This window comes from Haladaptatus sp. T7, assembly GCF_026008575.1.
Taxonomy (GTDB): Archaea; Halobacteriota; Halobacteria; order Halobacteriales; family Haladaptataceae; genus Haladaptatus; species Haladaptatus paucihalophilus.
Map to the genome: position 1 here is coordinate 267,803 of NZ_BROP01000006.1, position 16,205 is coordinate 284,007.

The window sequence follows — 16,205 nt, forward strand, 5'->3', positions numbered from 1 at the left end:
TCGTCGTCGGGCGGCGATTCGACCGCCGGAATTCGGTTCGAACCTTTTAGGCCGGTTTCGCGGACGGCGTTCCCGCCGCCTCGATGGCTTCGTTCAGGATGCCGACGCCGAGTTCGATTTCGCGCTCTGTCGAGTCCAGCGGCGGGAGGAGCCGGATTGTCTTCGACCCACAGCCGAGGGTGAGGAGTCCGCGTTTCAGCGCTTCGCGGACGACATCATCGCGTCGGTCCGCGGTATCGAACTCCACGGCGAGCATCAGCCCTTTTCCGCGCACGTCATCGACGTGTGCCGGTGCGCCATCGCGGAGCAACTCCTTGGCTTGCCTGCCGCGTTCCGTCGCGTTGTCGAGCAGGTCGTACTCCTCGATGGCTTCGAGCGTGAACGCGCCCTGCATCGACGCGAGGAGGTCGCCGCCGCCGAACGTCGACCCCAACCGGTTCTTCTCGGACGGGAAGAGGTCCGACCGCGAGATTGTCGCGCCGGTTCGAAGCGCCTTCGCGCTGGCGATGACGTCGGGTTCGATGGGGTAGTGGTCGGACGCCCACATCTCTCCCGTGCGACCCACGCCGGACTGGATTTCGTCGACGACGAGCGGGATGTCGTACGTCTCGCACACGTCGTCGATTTCGGCCATGAATTCGGTGTTCGGGAACCGATAGCCCCCCACTCCCTGAATCGGTTCGATGGTGACGAACGCCACTTCGTCGGGGTTGACGTGGCCGCCTTCCGGTTGGAGCGCGTTCCGTAGCTGTGAGCCGTTCTCGGTGAAAAAGCCACAGTCACAAGCGTCGTCGGTGTCGCCGGACGCCTCGCAGAACGGGACCATCCGAACGCCGCCGATTTCCGGGTAGTGGCGCGTGTACACCTCGTTGGAACGGGTCAGCGAGAGGGTCCCGAGCGTTCGTCCGTGAAAGCTCCCGTCGAACGTGTAGGCGTACTTGGCGGCGGGCTTGTGGTCGTGGGTTATCTTCATCGCGTTCTCCATGGCCTCGGCCCCGGAGTTCGAGAGGAAGACGGTGTCCATTCCGTACTGGCTGGAGACGTCGACGAGTTTCTCGACGAGGTGGCTCGACGCGGGGAACTCCGCCGTTTCCGGGTCCGGTCCCGCGCCGAAGTACATGTCCTGCCCGGCGACTTTCATCGGTTCGACGAGCGAGAACTCGCGCAGTTTGTCCAGAATCTTCTCGTTGTTGTAGCCGAGCGGTGCCGCGCCGATGTGGCAGGTAAAATCGAGCAACACGTTGCCGTCGACGTCGGTGACGAACGGGCCGTCCGCCTCGCCCGTCACGTCCCAGACGAACTCGTGTGAGAACTCGCTCGGCGCGGAGTGTTCGTGATGAAAATCGATCCACTTCTGTGCGTTCGGACCGGGCAGCGTGACCACGTCGGGATTCGCCGTGTCCCTATCCATACACAATGTTCGTATATACCGTTATTAAAACTTGTTGTCGTTGCAGGATTGGACGATGGTTGTCGGTCGGGTGGCCGGTCAGTCGTCGTCTTGACCAGCCACATTCGCCCCGTCCGTCGTTTCCTCCCGTACCGTCGGCGCGCCGATGAGTTTCGTCCGGTCCTGGAGGAGGATGCCACCGGATTCCTCCTGGAACGTTTTCACGAGTCCGAGCATGGCGAGCAGACAGACGACGGCGAAGGGTGCACCTGTGATGATGGACGCGGATTGGAGCGCATCGACACCACCGACCACCATGAGAATGGACGCGACTGTCCCCTGAAGCACCGCCCAGAAGATGCGGTTGATGGACGAGGGGTGTTCCTTCCCGCCGGTCGTTATCATCGACACCGCCAGCGTCGAGGAGTCGGCGGACGTGACGAAGAACGTCGTCACGAGGATGAGGAACGCGGCGAGGAGAAGCGGTCCGATGACCGGAACCGCGTTGAACAGGACGAACCCGGCGACCGACTCATCGTACTGTGCGATGGGTCCGAGGATTTGTGCAACGCCCGTGTTCTGCATCGTGACGGCCGTCCCGCCGACGATGATGAACCACGGAACGGTGGCCATCGACGTCGCCCCGATTCCGGCGAACGCGACTTCGCGGACGCTCCGACCGCGCGAGATGCGGGCGATGAACAGCCCAGCGAACGGCGACCACGCGAGGGGCCACAACCAGTAGAAGACGGTCCACTTGTTCACCCACTTGTCGTAGGTGGGTGGTTGGGCCGCTTCGGTGAAGAGACTCATCCTGAAGAAATCGGTCACGAACCGACCGAACGCCTGTGACCCGAGTTCGAGGATGCGGAACGTCGGGCCGAAGACGAGGGTGGCGACCATCACGAGGAAGAACAACACCATGTTGAAGTTCGAGAGCCACCTGATACCCTTGTTGACCCCGAGGACGAGCGAGGTGGTGAAGACCACGGTCATGCCCGTGATAACCAAGATGGTCCCCACGTCACCGAGTTCGATGCCCCATTGGAAGCTCAGCCCCGTGATGAATTGGCTTCCGACGAACCCCAACGACGTGGCGACGCCGCCCAGCGTCGCGAAGACGGCGAGGATGTCGACGGCCTTCCCTATCGGTCCGTCGACGTTGTCGGCACCGAGTATCGGCGTCAACACCGCCGACACCCTGAGCGGGGCGTCGTAGTTATAGACGAAGTAGCCGATGGCGAGTCCCATCACGGTGAAACACGACCACTGGGTGAGACTCCAGTGGAAGATGGCGTACTGCACCGCGACGGGCATCGCGGCCGCCGACTTGTCAGGTACGTCGTATAGCGGCGGCACGCTCCCGTAGTGCGTGAGCGCCTCCGCCGGACCCCAAAAGACGATGCCCGCCGCGAGTCCGGCCGAATACATCATGGCGAAGTACGAGAGATAGCTGTATTCTGGGTCTTCGTCGCCTAACCGGAGTTTTCCCCACGGGCCGAAGATGAGGAACGCGAGGAAGAGGACGAAGGCCAACATCACGATGAGGAAGTACCAGTTGAAGTACTCCAGAATCCAGAACTGTATTCCCTCGACGAACTCGTACGAGTCAGCCGGGTTCAACACGAACGCGCCGACGAAGACGAGCGTGACCGCCGCACCGGCCCCGAAGATGGTCGGTTCGATTTCCTCGCGGAACTCGGCGATTGCACCTTGGTCGTCGGAGTTGCTCATTCGAACCCACCCCCCAGCCGTCGGGCCGACGGCTGTGTTTTCGACCCGGTATTCGTCGTCTTCGGTCGCCGAACGGTCATTCCGCCGTCCACGATGGTCAATCCGTCCTTCCCGTAACGGCCGTGTGATTTGTGTCTCATGGATGATGATTGATGGCAATAGCCATGGTGTATGGTGGCATACATAGCATGCATCGTGAATGACGGTGATAAATATTACGGATATTGATGCTAGCGCATACAGTATATGTTTATAAGATTGACGTGAGAACGTTATCTGTGTACGACTACAACAGTTATAAGATATGTGATGGTATAACGTGCTTTATGGAAAATGGATGGTGGCCGTTCTCCCAGAAGGAATTCGACAACGGGGCCATTCCCGTTCGAAACTCGCGGTGGTGAAGAGCTAATCGGGGTTACTCCCGTACTTACCGGGGATAAAGCCGGTTTTCCCGCCGTTTCGAATTGGGGTCCGAAAACCGCACCTTCGTAACCCTTAATCGCTGTCGTACACAATTTCCGTTTATGAGTGATGAACCATCCGAGCGCGAGGCGAGATACGACCTCGCCTACTCCGCAGATCGGGACCGAGGCATCCTCACGCCGAGCGACAGGGAGTTCCTTATCGGGCGAAAGTCCGACTACACGGAGCACTCCAAAAAGCAGAAGCGAAATCGGATTCGCCGTCGCCTCCGGAACGCCATTCTCGACTTTACTCTTCTCTTCGAACACCTCGAAGACCGTGACCGGGAGACGGTCTTCAACCCCGACGACGACGCGAGGGACGCCTACACGCAGGGAATCACCGACATGCTCGCGTTCCTCCATCTCGGGACGATGGGCTACTACACCCCGTTCAAGGACATGCTCGCCCAAGGCGTCAACGAGGCCGAACAGGAACTGGCGGGGTCGGACTACCGCATGGTCACGGTGGATTTCAACGTCGAACCGGTCGGTCAAATAGACGTGGACGAGGTCATCGACAAACTCGAATTCGGCGACTTCGAGGAGATAACCGACGAGGAACTCCGCGCGTTCATCCGCCTCCTCACCGAATCCGACGAGTTCTCCGCCACGTCCATGCGCTCGGAGATGAAAGAACAGATGCACTCGTTCATCGAGAAGGTCAACGCCGCGGCGGAACAGCGCGACCAGCGCGTCGAAGAGCTGAACGACTGACGATATCGAGTCAGCCGAGGTACGCGATAGCGTCCATTTCGACCCGTACGTCACCCGGAAGCCGTGCGACTTCGACGCAGACCCGCGCCGGTGGGGTGCCGGGAACCCGTGCGCCGTACGCGTCGTTGACCGCATCGTAGTCGTCGAGGTCGGTCAGATAGACGGTCGTTTTTACAACGTCGTCGAGACCGTCGCCGCCCGCCTCATCGACGACGGCGGCGATGTTATCCAACACGCGCTCGGTCTGCGTTCGGATGTCGCCCTCGATATCGTCACCGGTTTCGGGGTCAACGGGACCGTACCCGGAGACGTACAGCGTGTCGCCCGCGTGGACGCCTTGCGAATACGGGTTCTCGTTGCGCGGTGCCTCGTCCGTGATGATTCGGTCGGTATCACTCATGGTGGTTCGAAATCGTTCGGAGGTTCGAAGAGTCGGTCGAAGGTTCGTTCTACGCGGTCGCCTGCCGTTCCGCGGTCACTTCCCGGACGGCCTCGACGATGACGTCCATCGCGATTTCGGCCAGTTCCTCCGTGAGGACCAGCGGCGGGAGGAGGCGGAGGACGTTGCCGTGACGTCCGGCCTTCCACACGAGAACGCCCTGTTCGTAGCAGTACTGTTGAATCGCATCGACGGTTTCCCCGTCCGGGTTCCCATTCGCGTCCACGAACTCGGCCCCGACGAACAGTCCTTTTCCGCGAACCTCGCCGATGCTGCCGGTCTCGGTTGCGGCCTCGTTCAGTCGGCCGCGGACGTACTCGCCGAGGTCGCGGCCGTGCGCCAGCAGGTCGTGATCTTGAATGTACTCGATGGCGCGCGTTCCGGCCCGCATCGCCACGACGTGTCCGCGGTAGGTGCCCGCGTGGTCGCCCGACCCCCACGTGTCGAGGTCCTCGTGGTACATCGTTCCCGAGAGCGGGAACCCGACGCCGCCGAGCGCCTTTGCCGTCGTCATCACGTCCGGCGTGACGTCGTACCACTCGCTGGCCCACCACTGCCCGGTGCGGCCGAGTCCGCTCTGAATCTCGTCGAACACGAGCACCACGTCGTTGTCGTCGGCGATTTCCCGAAGTCCGGTAAGGAACCCTTCCGGCGGCGTGATGATGCCGCCTTCGCCCTGAATCGGTTCGACGAAGATACCCGCCGGGTTCGCCAGTCCGCCGTAGGGGTCTTCGAGGATGGCTCGAACCTCTTCGAGCGCGTGGTCGACCGCTTCCTCCGGCGTCTTGTCCTGCCCGAACGGATGGGGATAGGGCGCGTGAACGACGTCCGAGAGGAGGGGCGTGTAATCGCCCTTGAAACCCTTGTTTCCGGTGAGGCTCATCGCGCCGCTGGTCGCGCCGTGGTACGCCCCCCGAAATGCGATGAGGCCGTCGCCGCCCGTGTTGTACTTGGCGAGCTTTATCGCGGCCTCGATGGCGTCGCTCCCGGTCGGGCCGCCGAAGACGAACTTGTTGTTGCCCTGAAGCGCCCCGGGCGCGATTTCGTCGAGCTTCTCGATGAGATCGAGGCGCGCCTCGCTCGGAAAGTCCACGGTGTGGACGAGTTTGTCCGCCTGTTCGTGCACCGCATCGAGAACGTACGGGTTGGCGTGTCCCACGTTCAGCACGCCGATGCCGGCGAACATGTCGATGTACGTGTTCCCGTCCGCGTCACGAACCGTCGCACCCTTGCCCGATTCGAAGGCTATCGGAATGTCCTCCGGGTACGAAACCGCGCTGCTGTCGATGTCGCGTTGTTTGTCCAGCAATTCCCGCGTGTTCGGTCCCGGAACGGTTCCGACGTCCGGTGCGTCCTCGAAATGGAGTTCGTCTATCGGTGGACTCGCCGTCATATGGGATACCATGTGAAAGAATTATAAATAAGTTGTCCACGATTTCTATATTCGGCATAAACGAAATTTGAATTCGGAACCCGTACACGGTTTTCGTACTGAGGGGCAATAAAGACAATCAATTGATATTTACTCGCAGGAATTATCCACTGTAGAAGATGCGCGGGCCGGAGAAACGGCTCCGTTCATCCACCTACCTCGAGTGCAGAAACGACCGTTCGAGTGACGATTCGACGGGAAAGATGGGATTCGCTATTCGACCCAGATGGTCTTTCGGTTGACGAACTCCTGAATGCCGATTTCGGAGAGTTCGCGCCCGTAGCCGGATTCCTTGACGCCGCCGAACGGAACCCGCGGATCCGATTTCACGAGTTGGTTGACGTACACGCAGCCCGCGTCGATTTCGTGGGTGAGTCGTTCGCCGCGCTCCCGGTCTTCCGTCCAGATGCTCGCGCCGAGGCCGAACTCCGTGTCGTTCGCCTTCGTAATTGCGTCCTCCTCGTCGGCGACGCGGTAGACGGATGCCACGGGGCCGAACAGTTCCTCCGCGTCCGCGGGACAGCCCTCCGGGACGTCGGTGAGAATCGTCGGCGGATAGAACGCACCCTCGCGGTCGAGCGGTTCGCCGCCGAGTTCGACGGTCGCGCCCGCGTCCACGCTCTCGGTCACCTGCTCGTGGAGTTCCTCCATCAGGTCCGCGCGGGCCTGCGGGCCGACGTCGGTGTCTTCGTCCATCGGGTCGCCGACAGTCAGCGCGTCGAACTCGTCGATGAGTCGGTCGATGAACTCGTCGTATATCGCGTCGTGGACGATGAAGCGTTTCCCCGCGATACACGACTGGCCGCCGTTCTGATTGCGCGCCCACGCGCCGGTCTCCGCCGCCGCGTCCAAGTCCGCGTCGTCGAGCACGACGAACGGGTCGCTGCCGCCGAGTTCGAGAACGGTCTTTTTGAGGTGTTCCCCGGCCGTCGATGCGATGGCTCGACCCGCGGGGCCGCTCCCGGTGAGGGTCGCCGCCTTCACCCGGTCGTCGGCGAGCAGGTCCTCGACGGACGACGAGGGAAGGAGCAGGGACTGGAAGACGCCCTCGGGATACCCCGCGTCGCGGAATATCTCCTCGATGGCCAGCGCACACCCCGGCACGTTGGAGGCGTGCTTCAGAATCCCGACGTTCCCCGCGGTGAGGTACGGGGCCGCGAAGCGGAACACCTGCCAGAACGGGAAGTTCCACGGCATCACCGCGAGAACGGTTCCCAACGGCTCGTACGACGTTTTCACGGCGGAACCGGCCGGACTCGGGTGATACTCGTCGGCGAGGTACGCGTCCGCGTGTTCCGCGTAGTGGTTACAGAGCCATTCGCACTTCTCGACCTCCGCTTTCGCTTGCGAGATGGGTTTTCCCATCTCCCGCGTCATCAGCTCAGCGTACTTCTGTTTTCGCTCGCCGAGGATATCCGCAACGTCCGAGAGGAGTTCCTCGCGCTCCCGAAGCGGACGGGTTCGCCACGAATCGAACGCGTCCGTCGCGGTGTCGAGCGCCGCCTTGGCCTCGGTGATGTCCTCGTCTTCGTACGTTTCGATCTGGTTGCCGGTTGCGGGATTGATGACGTTCATAGTCCTTTTTCGTTGATGACGTCTACAAATGCTGTGTTCGTAACTGGCATAAAGCTACCGCCGGGGCGGGTCGGCGCTCGGTACCGCCCGTCGGTGCCATCGCGGTCGATACGTGACGGACGAAGATAGTAAACCGTTACACCGACGGAATACGTTCGAGATATCCCGGATGAAAAAGCGCGGAATTCCGCGTTCGATTACCCGTCGTCGGGTCGCGGGGCGTTTTCGTACTTGACCATCTTCTCGGGTTTGTCGGTAATCGTCTCGTAGATGCGTTGGAGCGTCTCCTCGGCTTCGAGGAGGTTGTGGTCTTCGAGAAATGCGCGGCCCTCGTCGGTCAGACCGTAGAACTTCCAGGGATAGCCTTGGCGGCGCTGTGCGTCCGGCAGCGCGACCTCCGTTACGATTCCCGCGTCGATCAACTTTTGAACGTGCTTGTAGACGGTTGCCTCGCTGATGCTCGGGTTGAGCTGTTCGAGCTCGTACATCGACGGGAGTTGCCGTGGGTGCTGTAGGATATTCGTGACCAGTGCGAACCGGGTCTGTTGGGTCACGAAGTGGACCAACTCACGGGCCTCCGTGCTCTCACCCGTCCCCAAATCGGTACTCATACTGCAAGCTACGCACCGGCACGACAAGTAGTTTACCCTGGAGTAAATTACTCCAGAGTAAATTCGAATACCTTACTCGGTAAATCACTTCGTAAATATTATGCTGAACACGCGACGTGCGTGTACTATGTCCGATGAAGAGTCGCCAGTTCCGGAGGGTATTCTCACGAGCGCAACTGCTCGACTCGACCGGGACGAGATTTCGCTGGCCGACAACGAGGAAATCGTCCGGACGCTGGCCGAGCTCACACCCGTTTACGAAAACGACCGCTCGTACTTCGTCCTCGGAAACTACGACAGAGACCCGATTCGACGGTTGAACCTCGTGACCGACCGTCTGAATCGTCGGGAGGACGCCTACGCGTTCCGGATGGTCGATATTCGCGGCGAATGGGACAACAGCATCCAGAAATTCTGCCTCATCGCCGACCTCGTTACGTACCTCGTCGGTGTTGCAGAGAAGGACCCGAGCGATTTCCTCGTCGAACAGGGCCTGCTCGTCGGTACCACGGAGTTCTTCTCGAAGAGTCACGTTCTCAAACGGGAGTACGACGACGAAACGCATCCGTTCGGTTGGATGCAAGATGGCGTCTTCGACCTCTTCGAAAAAGAGGGACGGTTGTATCGGTGGCGGACGGACGAGGAACTCCTCGAAGCGGCCGAGTCGCTCCCGTGAACGTCCCCGCGAAGACGGGAATCACTCGGCATGTCGATAGAGGTTTCGAAGAAAACGGTCTCCAAATACGAGGACGAGCACCGCACCCACGAGATCGAACAGGAGGTCGAGGAGGATATCCGATCTGCCGTAGGAAACGAGAATGGGTTCGAGACCGAAGCGGTCGGCGACGGCGTGAATCGTATACTCCATGAGTTCCCACAAAGCCCCGAGACCGACGACGACGGCCAGGACGCGCGGACGGGGGTCGCGTCCGTTGTGGCGAGCGGTAACGAAGACGAGTCCGCCGAGGAGTGTCGCGGAATGCGTGTGAGTGAGATGGTCCCACCACCACACGTCGTCGTACGGGCCGAGCATTCCGACGGTGTGGGTCAGCATCGCGGCGTCCGAATAGACGCGTTGCCACGGTCCGAAGGTGATGTCGTACTCGCGTTCGATGGCATCGGGGAGATACGTCGCTGCGAACGCGACCAGCGCGTTGACGATTGCGCCGGGGTTCCGTCGGCGAAGGCCGACGACGAACGCGGCGAGAATCGCGTACCTGACTCCTCGTTCCGTCTCCCGCGCCGCCCGGTGGTGGTTGCTCTCGGCCACGGCTCTCAATCACGAGTGATGAAGGTTGCTTTGCACAAATACTATGTGCTCTGCCGTGTGTTCGCGTCACAGATGGTCGGCGTGGGAAATGCGACCCCACCGATTCCAAGCGCTGGCTGCTCGCAATCTTCGCCGTGGACGATATCGGTGCAATCGGTACCGGGCGCTTCCCCCTGGATACAGGCGATATCCACGGTCTGTTCGCGCTGATCGCGTTTCTGTTCTTCAACGTTCAGACCATCGCGAGATTGCCGTCTCCGTGCTCGTCCACACGGTCTCGTACGTCGCTTTCGAGACCGACGGAAGTGTCCCGCTCGGAGTATCTACTCCGTGCGATTCGCATCCGAAGTTTCGAGAACGAGTCGCCGACGGGTCCCGTTCGAGAGGCGACCCATCGAAACGGAAGGGACGTTCACGTGAGCTTCGCGCGCAGCGTCTCGAACTCCTCGTCGTCGATTTCGCCGCGGGCATATCGCTCACGGACTGTCTCCATCGCTGGGTCGGTCGATTCCTCGGGAACGCGACGAGTCATCAGGTAGTACACGAGCGCGAGCGGAACCGCGACGAGGAGTACCATCCAGAGGAGTCCCCAAAGGCCCATCGAACCGGCACCCGCCATCCAGCCATCGCCCCACATATGGCCACCGTCCCACATATGTGCACTGCCAATCGCGCCAGTGGCGCGAGCGGCAACGGTTCCGGTCGCGGTGGTGACGAGCGTCGTCGCGATGGCAGTCAGCCTCACGGTTCCAATTTCGATTCGACGTGTACGAGTCATGTGTAGCTCACCTTCACATCTATTCCTACGATGTCTATCGAATTATATTCGAAGCCAGATTACCATCGTTTGAGAACGAGAACGCGACACCGCTGTCAGATGTGACGAATCAGAAACGATGACCGGAACATCGATTATGCGTTTTCCCGTCGCTATCGCTCGATACAGCGTCGCCAGAGGTTACAGACAGTTCGCTCGCACCAAGCGAATAGCAACCCTCGCAGACCGATACCGGCAGTAGTGCCGCGCGGATGACCGAACCCGACCGCCGCGACGACAACCGAAGTCGAGACGACGCCCGAACCGATGATCGATGCGTCTCACCGTTTGTGACCACGAGGGACGTATTGTGCGATAGAGACAGTGTGGAGAGTTATTTCGTCCGGCTTCACACTGTCTTCAGACGCATCACGGCGATTGACAAACGTTCTCGTCCCTTTCGGGACGGATTACCATGGGTTCGATATGGAACTAAACCTGCCGATTAAACAGACCGCCCTGTCTGTTTCCCCCCTCGACCGGTACAACAGATAAGTCGATGCGGGTCGTCAATAACGGTGGAACCACTAGAGCACTGAATTCATCGCCGTGTGGTCTCTTGGGGGGACGAGGGATGAGTCAATCACTTCCGGAAGAATGGTTTATCAGAGATACGCGAGTGAACGCGACGATTGCGTGGGTTCTCGCGGTCGTCTTCGTTGCGATTGCCGTCGTGAGCTTCTTGAATATCCTGTTCGTCGAGGCGACGATGGCCGCGATTGCGGCGTTCGTCGCTATTTCACCCGCGGTCGTCTACCGGTCGTGGACCCGAACGGTTCCGTGGCCACTGCTCCTCGTCGCATCGCTTCCGCTCTTTGTTGCAACGGCTCGGCCGGTGTTCCTCGACGATATCGTGACCGGGATTAGCGTTGCGACCCTCGCGATGCTCGTCGTCGTCGCACTCGAACTGACGACGGCGGTCCGAATGACGCCGCAGTTCGCGGTCGTCTTCACCGTCATCGTGACGCTCGCGACTGCCGGGTTCTGGGCCGTCGGGTCGGCGGCCTCGGCGACGTATCTCGGGACGAGGTTCATCGAGACGAACACCGAACTCATGACCATATTCACCGCGACGTTCGTTGCGGGCATCGCCGCTGGTGTGCTCTTCTGGTTGTACTTCCGGCGTCGGCTCGCCGCGAACGTCGAACGACCACGGGAGCGTGGCGCATGAGTTTCCACACCCCCGTCAGCCTCTCGGCGCGCCGGGAGAGTCAGTTGGTTCGACTCCTCCAAGCGGCGATAATCGGCATCTTAGCGGTCGGCCTCTGGCAAGGGAACGCCGGTATCGCCGTGAATGCGAGCGTCGGACTCCTCGTCACGTTTCTCCCGGCGTTTTTCGACCGGAACTACAGTATCACGATGAACGGCGGCATCGTCCTCTGGATTACGCTCGCGATGTTCCTGCACGCGCTCGGGACCCTCTCGTTGCCCGCGCTGGGTTTCATCAGTCCCTACAAGTCGACGTGGTGGTGGGACCACATGACGCACGCGCTGTCGTCGTCGCTCGTCGCTGGCGTGGCATACGCGGTGACGCGAGCGCTCGAAGAGCACACGGAGTACATCTCGATGCCACCGACGTTCATGTTCGTCTATCTGTTGCTGTTCGTGATGGCGTTCGGCGTCATCTGGGAACTCATCGAGTTCTACGTCGCCGTCGTCTCGAACCTCGTCGGCATCGGAAAGGTGCTCACCCAGTACGGGTTGGACGATACGATTCTCGACCTGTTCTACAATACCATCGGTGGACTCCTCGTCGCGGTCTTTGGCACCGCCCATTTGACGGACCTCTCCGACCAACTTCGAGCGAAATTCGAATCCCCGAATCGATAACGGGTGCCGCTCTCGTCCCGATTCGCATCGGTCGAAGTTCCACGACGATTCGGTGATACTCGATCGGGTATCGTCCTTCCTACAAACCGAGGCGGATTACAGGGACGGACCACACAGTAGCGGATTGCGCGATTCTTCGCCGACCGGCATACGTTCGTTCGAACCTTCCGCACTGACATCCGGTGTCGGCACGTTCGCCTCGAAATCCCCGAGGATGGTCGTCACCATTCGGCGTAGGTGATATACTCGGCGCGTTCGTACTCGACGAGCCACGTTCCAAAGGTATCTGCCACGTCTATCCCCTCGTGTCCCCGGATGCGGTCGATCACCGACCGGAAGGCGTCGTCGTCTTCGAAGTACCCTCCGTCGGTCGCTTCCTCGACGACCGCACGTTCGGCATCGGAGAGGTCCGTAAGTTCGAACGAGTACCGCTCCCGAATCCGGTCGGCGAACGTATCGACGTCAGGTGCGACCTCCGTCACCTCGTATCGGTACTCCGCTTCGGTTACCGTTCGAGTGTCGACTCCAACCCGATATCGATTCTCACCGCGGATGATGATGTCGTACCGTTGCCTCGGAACGAACACCGATTCGTTTCCCACCTCCTCGGCGGTCCCGTAGTGGATACCGATATCGCGTCGCCCTCGGTCGGACGTGTTTTCCTCGGACGGGATGGAATCGAGGCGGTTACGGTCCGCGGCTGGCAGGTCGTCGTATTCTATCGCACCGAGCTCCGGCGTCGAATCGTCCGGGTCGAAATCGATGCGGACATCGTAAACGGTCGTCTCGTCGCTTTCGAGCCGCGTCTCCGAAACCTCGTAGAAGGCGTCTCCCATCCGGACGATGTTGGTGGCGTCGAACAGCTCGTACGCCCCGCTCCGCGTCGCCGATCCGTTCCCGCGAGCCGACGTGACGAGCGTATATTCTTCGGAATCGGGCTCGGGGGCCATCGAAACTTCGTCTGCGATATCGTTCGCCGTCGCGCCGTCCATATCCAAAACGACGGGTGGATGGCCACATCCAGCGATGAAGACGGAGAGAAGGGCGGTTCCGTTTGCGAGGAACTGGCGGCGTCTCATACATTCTCTGATAAGTAGAGTTATGAATGTTTTCTGATTCGAATCACGATACACTCCAACACCGGGCCGGTTCGGTGGTCGAAACGGAATCTCGGATCCCCGCCGCTCAGCGGTCGCTTCGTGCGGGCCGCTGGAGGTGTTGCTCGACGCGTTCTACCTTTTCGTCTACGTCGAGCGTCTCCTCTCGGAAGTGGTCTATCTTCAACGTCGTCAGCGTCCGTGACGCATCGACGGCCTCCGTCGCCGCCTGGGCCGCGGCGAACACCTCCGACAGTTCGTCGGCCTGAATCGTCGTTTCCATCGGGTGCGTCTCGTACCGAACGTCGAAGTCGTCCAGCGCGTCGATGGCCTTCGCGATTTCCGCGTCGAAATCCGCGGTCGCGTCGTCGAGCGGCGCGACGGTGAGCATTGCCGTGACGGTCATAGCCCGACGTTCGAATCCCCGGGTAATATAACCGAGTGATGGTCGAATCGGACTGGTCCACTGTGATACCCGAATCGCCGTCGATTTCACGGACCGAAACGCTCGAGTGAGAAGCGACAGGGATACACCGTCTGAACCACTGGTGTATGTAGAGATGCTTCGGGAGTTCCTTCGTGACCTCCGGCGCGGCACACTGCTCCCACAGTTACGACGCTTCGTAATCGTCGGAAGCGTCGCCGCGGGCGTGCAGATGGTCCTCCTCTGGATGTTCGTCGATAGAGCCGGTCTCAATTACCTGTTTGGCGCGTTGATAGCCATCGAGATCACGATTCTATTTCAGTATACGCTCAACAACGCGTGGACGTTCCACGCGTCCCGAAACTCCACGACCAGCGACTACCTCACTGGATTGTTCAAAACGAACGTCGTCCGTGGATCGGCCATCCCGATTCAACTCGGCATCCTCTACGTCCTCGTGAACACGGGGGATATCCTGTATCTCATCGCCAACGCCGTTGCCATCGCTATCAGCGGCGTCTATCGGTACGTTCTCGATGCCCGTTGGACGTGGGGGTGAACGCGGAGGAAACGAGCGCCGCATTCGACGATTCGAGACCGATTCAGACCGAGCGCGGACCGGTGTGACCCAACAGCCAGCTCGCGTCACGAGAGTGTGGACGAGGGTGCGAGTGAAACGGACGACGGGACCGGGGTCGAATCACTCTCTCACAAGACATATGACACGTGTTACCATCTTTCGCATGTGGGTTACTACAATTAGTTTTTGTGCTACCGTAACGAGTTTTAACCTCCCGTCTAATGATTCAGATGCACTCTCACAACCAGTCACAGTGTTTCCCCGAAGTCAGCTATGCGACGCTGCCGCGCTTGGCTGGTTGTGGGAGTTCTGCGGTTCGAACTTCTCCCCAGTAGCAGTCCCACGTTCTCATCCGGAGCCTTAGCTTCCGAAGAGCGGCCGCTTCTGCATGACGATCACGTTCGGGTCGGCTTCCTCGATCTCTCACTCACGAACTAATCGCGCTACCGTGACTTCGCCATCCGTCGATCGCTGCTCCCACCGCAAACTCCTCATCCGGCGGGGACGATACGATGGAGCCCGCCGTCGCCATCGGCCCCGCTGCCGAGGACGTACAGTTCCCCCGCGGCGTCACGGCCGAACGAGAATAGTTGCTCTATCTTCCGTCCGTCGTCCCCGGCCACCGTGACGACCCGCGTCGGCCACTGACCGCCCCCGTCGGGTCGCGTCGCGGCGAACAGTCGCCCGCCAGCCTGCAGATCGCCGAAGATGTACGCTCCTTCCATCGCCCGAAGCGCCGACCCGCGGTAGACGTAGCCGCCGATAACCGAGATTCCGCTGACGGAACCGCCCGAGTGGGGATATTCGATGATGGGCGAGACGAGCGGTTCGCCGCCTCGGACGCTGCCGGGTGTCCCGTCGGGGCAGTTATCCGCCTCGTAGCAGTGGGTTCCCTCCTTTACGTTCCACCCGTAGTTGCCTCCCCGTTGAACCAGATTCACTTCTTCGTAGCTGCTCTGTCCGACGTCGCTGACGAAGAACTCGCCGCGGTCGAAGGAAAACCGCCACGGGTTCCGGAATCCCCACGCGTAGTGTTCGTCGAGACCGTCGGTACCGACCAGCGGGTTATCGTCGGGGATACCGTAGCCCTTCCCGTTCGCCCGAGTATCGACGTCGATACGAAGGATGCTCCCGAGGAGGTTCTCTGTCACGTCCTGTCCGTTGCCGCCACCGACGGCGCCGTACCAGTCGGAGACGTGCCCCGTTCCTTGGTCGCCTCCACCACCGCCGTCGCCCACCGCCACGTAGAGGTACCCGTCCGCTCCGAACGTGATGTCCCCGGCGTTGTGGTTGCTCTGTGGCTCCGGTATTTCCAAGACGACGCGTTCCGAGTCGCGCTTCGCCCGGCCGCCGTCTTCGGTCGCCACAAACTCCGAGAGGACAAACGTGTGGCTGAAGTTGGCTGGCGCTCCGGACCGTCGCGGAGCGCTGTATCGAACGAACAAGCGGCGGTTCTCGGCGAAGTTCGGGTGGAGCGCGATTCCCAGCAGTCCCTTCTCTCCCCCTGCTTCGACGGTATCCCGTAGGTCCAGGAACGGTTTCTCTCGGAGACCGTTCGCCCCGTGAAGATGGATGAGACCGGTCTGCTCGGCGACGTAGCGACGGTCGGCGTCGGGTGAGAAGGCGACGTCCAGCGGCGTTTGCATGCCGCTGGCCAGCGTCTGAAGACCGACCGCATTCGGAAGGCTTCCTCTCGTCGTCGCTGTCTCGGATGCGTCAGTCGTGTTCGATTGACCGTCGCGCCCGGGCGGTCGTCCACAGCCGGCCAGTCCGGTCGTCGAACCGGCGAGCACCGCTTTGAGAAACCGTCGCCGCTTCATGGTCA

At 60.7% G+C, this 16,205-nt stretch carries 16 protein-coding genes; 5 read left to right on the top strand and 11 right to left on the bottom strand.

All coding sequences use genetic code 11. From position 1 onward, the window contains the following. Window positions 1-46 precede the first annotated feature (46 nt). Together OPC11_RS17025 and OPC11_RS17030 are read right to left on the bottom strand one after the other, a co-directional pair. Window positions 47-1,411 carry an aminotransferase class III-fold pyridoxal phosphate-dependent enzyme gene (locus OPC11_RS17025; protein ID WP_264782707.1) on the bottom strand — a complete coding sequence of 455 codons (1,365 nt, stop codon included), beginning with the start codon at window positions 1,409-1,411 and terminating at the stop codon, window positions 47-49. 78 nt (window positions 1,412-1,489) lie between these two features. Next, window positions 1,490-3,124, bottom strand: a complete 1,635-nt coding sequence (locus OPC11_RS17030; RefSeq protein ID WP_264782708.1) for a BCCT family transporter — start codon at window positions 3,122-3,124, stop codon at window positions 1,490-1,492. Window positions 3,125-3,651: 527 nt separating this feature from the next. Here OPC11_RS17030 and OPC11_RS17035 point away from each other — a divergent pair. Beyond that, on the top strand, window positions 3,652-4,305 hold the full coding sequence (locus OPC11_RS17035) for a hypothetical protein (protein ID WP_007980825.1): 654 nt from the start codon (window positions 3,652-3,654) through the stop codon (window positions 4,303-4,305). 10 nt (window positions 4,306-4,315) lie between these two features. Here the strand turns inward: OPC11_RS17035 and OPC11_RS17040 are convergent, their stop codons facing one another. The 4 genes from OPC11_RS17040 to OPC11_RS17055 form a co-directional block, all read right to left on the bottom strand. Continuing rightward, a complete protein-coding gene (locus tag OPC11_RS17040) occupies window positions 4,316-4,705 on the bottom strand; it encodes a Rid family detoxifying hydrolase (protein WP_069452758.1) in 390 nt (129 codons plus the stop codon). Window positions 4,706-4,754: 49 nt separating this feature from the next. After that, window positions 4,755-6,137, bottom strand: a complete 1,383-nt coding sequence (locus OPC11_RS17045) for an aspartate aminotransferase family protein (RefSeq protein ID WP_264782709.1) — start codon at window positions 6,135-6,137, stop codon at window positions 4,755-4,757. Window positions 6,138-6,389: 252 nt separating this feature from the next. Next, complete coding sequence (locus OPC11_RS17050) at window positions 6,390-7,751, bottom strand: NAD-dependent succinate-semialdehyde dehydrogenase (protein WP_007980819.1); 1,362 nt, start codon at window positions 7,749-7,751, stop codon at window positions 6,390-6,392. A gap of 197 nt (window positions 7,752-7,948) precedes the next feature. After that, window positions 7,949-8,362 carry a winged helix-turn-helix domain-containing protein gene (locus tag OPC11_RS17055; protein ID WP_264782710.1) on the bottom strand — a complete coding sequence of 138 codons (414 nt, stop codon included), beginning with the start codon at window positions 8,360-8,362 and terminating at the stop codon, window positions 7,949-7,951. 127 nt (window positions 8,363-8,489) lie between these two features. On the opposite strand from OPC11_RS17055, the gene OPC11_RS17060 reads away from it, so the two are divergent. Continuing rightward, window positions 8,490-9,038, top strand: coding sequence for a hypothetical protein (locus OPC11_RS17060; protein WP_264782711.1), 549 nt, complete (start codon window positions 8,490-8,492; stop codon window positions 9,036-9,038). Window positions 9,039-9,059: 21 nt separating this feature from the next. Here the strand turns inward: OPC11_RS17060 and OPC11_RS17065 are convergent, their stop codons facing one another. Then, on the bottom strand, window positions 9,060-9,632 hold the full coding sequence (locus tag OPC11_RS17065) for a hypothetical protein (protein WP_264782712.1): 573 nt from the start codon (window positions 9,630-9,632) through the stop codon (window positions 9,060-9,062). Between the two features lie 412 nt (window positions 9,633-10,044). Beyond that, a complete protein-coding gene (locus OPC11_RS17070; protein WP_232423893.1) occupies window positions 10,045-10,410 on the bottom strand; it encodes an SHOCT domain-containing protein in 366 nt (121 codons plus the stop codon). A 613-nt stretch (window positions 10,411-11,023) separates the two neighbouring features. On the opposite strand from OPC11_RS17070, the gene OPC11_RS17075 reads away from it, so the two are divergent. Continuing rightward, window positions 11,024-11,620 (top strand): hypothetical protein, encoded by a 597-nt coding sequence (locus tag OPC11_RS17075; RefSeq protein WP_264782713.1) that lies wholly within the window; start codon window positions 11,024-11,026, stop codon window positions 11,618-11,620. Then, entirely contained in the window at window positions 11,617-12,279 is a 663-nt protein-coding gene (locus OPC11_RS17080) for a hypothetical protein (RefSeq protein WP_007980805.1), read from the top strand. Before OPC11_RS17075 ends, OPC11_RS17080 begins: the two co-directional genes overlap by 4 nt. A gap of 221 nt (window positions 12,280-12,500) precedes the next feature. On the opposite strand, the gene OPC11_RS17085 is transcribed toward OPC11_RS17080, so the two are convergent. Together OPC11_RS17085 and OPC11_RS17090 are read right to left on the bottom strand one after the other, a co-directional pair. Next, on the bottom strand, window positions 12,501-13,358 hold the full coding sequence (locus OPC11_RS17085; protein WP_264782714.1) for a hypothetical protein: 858 nt from the start codon (window positions 13,356-13,358) through the stop codon (window positions 12,501-12,503). Between the two features lie 106 nt (window positions 13,359-13,464). Then, window positions 13,465-13,782: a thiamine-binding protein gene (locus OPC11_RS17090; RefSeq protein WP_007980799.1), complete on the bottom strand. Its 318-nt coding sequence runs from the start codon at window positions 13,780-13,782 to the stop codon at window positions 13,465-13,467. Between the two features lie 154 nt (window positions 13,783-13,936). Here OPC11_RS17090 and OPC11_RS17095 point away from each other — a divergent pair, with 154 nt between their 5' ends. Next, entirely contained in the window at window positions 13,937-14,359 is a 423-nt protein-coding gene (locus OPC11_RS17095; protein WP_264782715.1) for a GtrA family protein, read from the top strand. A gap of 512 nt (window positions 14,360-14,871) precedes the next feature. Here the strand turns inward: OPC11_RS17095 and OPC11_RS17100 are convergent. Continuing rightward, window positions 14,872-16,200, bottom strand: coding sequence for a PQQ-dependent sugar dehydrogenase (locus OPC11_RS17100; protein WP_264782716.1), 1,329 nt, complete (start codon window positions 16,198-16,200; stop codon window positions 14,872-14,874). Between the last annotated feature and the right edge of the window lie 5 nt (window positions 16,201-16,205).